Annotated in this window: 1 protein-coding gene and 1 pseudogene; both read right to left on the reverse strand. The window is 66.2% G+C overall.

From position 1 onward, the window contains the following. Window positions 1-528: 528 nt before the first annotated feature. Window positions 529-867, reverse strand: a complete 339-nt coding sequence (locus tag QZX79_RS02160; protein WP_294564011.1) for an EthD domain-containing protein — start codon at window positions 865-867, stop codon at window positions 529-531. 108 nt (window positions 868-975) lie between these two features. Then, window positions 976-1,405, reverse strand: a pseudogene (locus QZX79_RS02165) (hypothetical protein); the annotation flags it as partial.

Below are 1,405 nucleotides of genomic sequence, written 5' to 3' on the forward strand. Positions count from 1 at the left end.
AGGCCCGTGGAACCGGGCTCACGGCGCGGTCGCTAGCGGCCGTCGAGGTCGAATCGAGGGCCCCGACGTCGATCCGGTCCCCCATGAGATCCGACCGCTACCGTACAATCCTACCGGAATCATGCGATGACCCCTTAGTTGCCTCTCTGTGCGAACCTACCAGGTGTTATGTCGTCCTTCTGTGTCCCCCAACGTCGAGGGGGCGATCCGGAGTCCCCGGAGGGCCGGCCCATGCGAGATCCTGCATGCGGACTTCGGGGAACGAGCCTGCCCGCAGTTGGGTGGACAGGTTTTAGGCGAAGTTCCGGCCATGACCGCGCGCGAACGGGGTATATCGGCGCCGGGTGGCGATGGTGGACCGCGGTCGATTACCGGGGATGGCCGTCGCGCTCGCCGCTGTCGTCGCTTTCTGGTACTAACCGCGCACCATCGTCTCGGCGGCGGCATCAAGGCCCGCAAAGGGTGGCTGGCTTCCGGCCTGCTTTCCGGAAGCCAGCCTCGCGGGGCCGGAGAGACACGACGCGATTTCTAGCCCACAACAACTTCCTCTTCGGCGACGATCCTGCCGTAGGCCGACAAGTCCATGAAGTTCTCGTGGTCGGGGCCGACCTCCCTCAAGAAGTTCTCGGAGAAGTAGAGCGCGTTCATGTCCTCCATGCTGTCGAACCAGGCCTCGACCACCGAGTCGTAGTCCGGACCGGAGTAGTCGGGCGCCGGGATCGGGTAGGAGACCACGAACCGCCTTATATATTGGCGCGCCTCCGGGATGGACATGAGGAGGGGCATATGGATCTCGCGCTGGAAACGGACGAATTCCTCGTGGGTCATCCCCTCGCGGCGTTTGATGGTGATGATCATTTTTATCATGGGTGTCGATCTCCTCGCGCTGTAGCCGGTGGTCACGTCGCCGGATCGGGCGTTTGCCCTTCCTCCGATCGAAAGGCGCAGAACGGCCCGATAACGGCCTCCCTGACACTACCCTATCTTAGCTTGGGCGGGACCGACGAGCCTGTCGAGCCACTCGGATAGCAGGCCCCTCTCGCGGGGCGTGAGCCGGTCGCCGGTCTCGGGCAGGACGGCCTTCAGGCCCACGGCGCGGTTGGCGGCCCGGTCCCGACCGGTGCGTTCGCTTGCCGCCTCGTCGCTCCCGTCCGTGGTCACGGCCACGAGCACCGCCTCGCGGGTCGCCTCCGACAGCCCCGGGTCGCGATCCCCGGGATCCTGGGCGTTGAGGGACATCACGACGCCCCTCCCCGCGGCGTGGATCATGCCCACCGCTCGTTCCACCCCGACGCGCAGCCGGCCGGCCTCGGCTATCCGCTGGACCAGCCCGTGCAGTATCTCCTCGGCCTCCAAAGCCGCGGGGGGCCTATTCCCGGGGTCCCCGTACATGAGCGCGTAAAAC

The organism is uncultured Arthrobacter sp. (assembly GCF_902805515.1).
Taxonomy (GTDB): Bacteria; Actinomycetota; Actinomycetes; order Actinomycetales; family Micrococcaceae; genus Arthrobacter_D.

Excerpts from the sequence above, each read along its gene's own strand:
- QZX79_RS02160 (WP_294564011.1), bottom strand. The coding sequence starts at position 867 with ATGATAAAAATGATCATCACCATCAAACGCCGCGAGGGGATGACCCAC.